Origin of the sequence: Bartonella sp. AA89HNZF (assembly GCF_042196905.1) — a bacterium.
GTDB lineage: Bacteria > Pseudomonadota > Alphaproteobacteria > Rhizobiales > Rhizobiaceae > Bartonella.
Window position 1 is genome coordinate 1 of sequence record NZ_JBHIRD010000089.1, and the last position, 889, is coordinate 889.

Genomic DNA, 889 nt, shown 5'->3' on the forward strand with positions numbered 1-889 from the left:
GGAGCAACGCTTATGATTTTTTGGCTAAAGAAATATTCTCTTATGTTTACAGCGGCTTTAGCCGTTTTTTTTATGGCTTTAGCCAAGGCGTTTCAGCTTGGCAAGCAAAGCGAACGGCAAAAGCAAACAGAGAATGCTTTAAAGACAGCAACAACCCGTCTTGAGGTAGAAAATGAAGTTAATCGAAAAAGTGATGCTGGTGTGCGCTCTGAACTTTCTCGTTGGGTGCGCGGCAAATAGGTCTGTTTCTTGTGGTGGCTGGTTGCCCATTTATTTGGATAATCAGGATGTTGAGGTCATCAGTTCCAACCTTGCAAGAGATATTTTGAAGCATAACAAGCAGGGAGCCCATTTATGTGGTTGGAAAGATGGTCAAGAAACGAAGCAGCAAAGATAAAGATCTTACAGAAACAGAACAACAGCTTCTTCATGAGATGATAGAGACCTATCAAGGCTTAAAGATGATGTCACGCATCATGAAATTGATTGCCTTCATTCTCTTTATGTTTGTTATTGATTTTGCCCGTTTTGTGGACGCCATAGAGAATAGCTTCTCACATCTTAAAAGATGGATAACAAAAAGTTAGCTATCTTAGAATAGCGACCCTTTGGACCTCTGGTTTTGCTAAAAAACCACCCCGAAAAGAACTCTTGATTCGTAATAATTGAAGAAAATCATAAAAAGATTTGTTAGAATCAGAAGAAAATATTTCTTCTCTAATAGGACTTTTTATATGGTTACATCTTTTGGTAAAATTTTACGGAAACTTCGCATTGATCACTCCGAACGCCTCTTAGATATGGCTAAGAAATTAGACATATCTGTAGCATTTTTATCTTCTGTCGAGATTGGCAAAAAATCTGTTCCTGTAGGACTGGAGGAAAAGAT

Annotated in this window: 2 protein-coding genes and 1 pseudogene; all 3 read left to right on the plus strand. The window is 38.2% G+C overall.

Translation table 11 applies throughout. The features are described 5' to 3' along the window. The first annotated feature begins 12 nt into the window (after positions 1-12). Positions 13-240, plus strand: a complete 228-nt coding sequence (locus tag ACFIN0_RS09850; RefSeq protein ID WP_375611041.1) for a hypothetical protein — start codon at positions 13-15, stop codon at positions 238-240. A 116-nt stretch (positions 241-356) separates the two neighbouring features. Then, positions 357-587 carry a hypothetical protein gene (locus ACFIN0_RS09855; protein WP_375702465.1) on the plus strand — a complete coding sequence of 77 codons (231 nt, stop codon included), beginning with the start codon at positions 357-359 and terminating at the stop codon, positions 585-587. A 147-nt stretch (positions 588-734) separates the two neighbouring features. After that, positions 735-889, plus strand: a pseudogene (locus ACFIN0_RS09860) (XRE family transcriptional regulator); the annotation flags it as partial.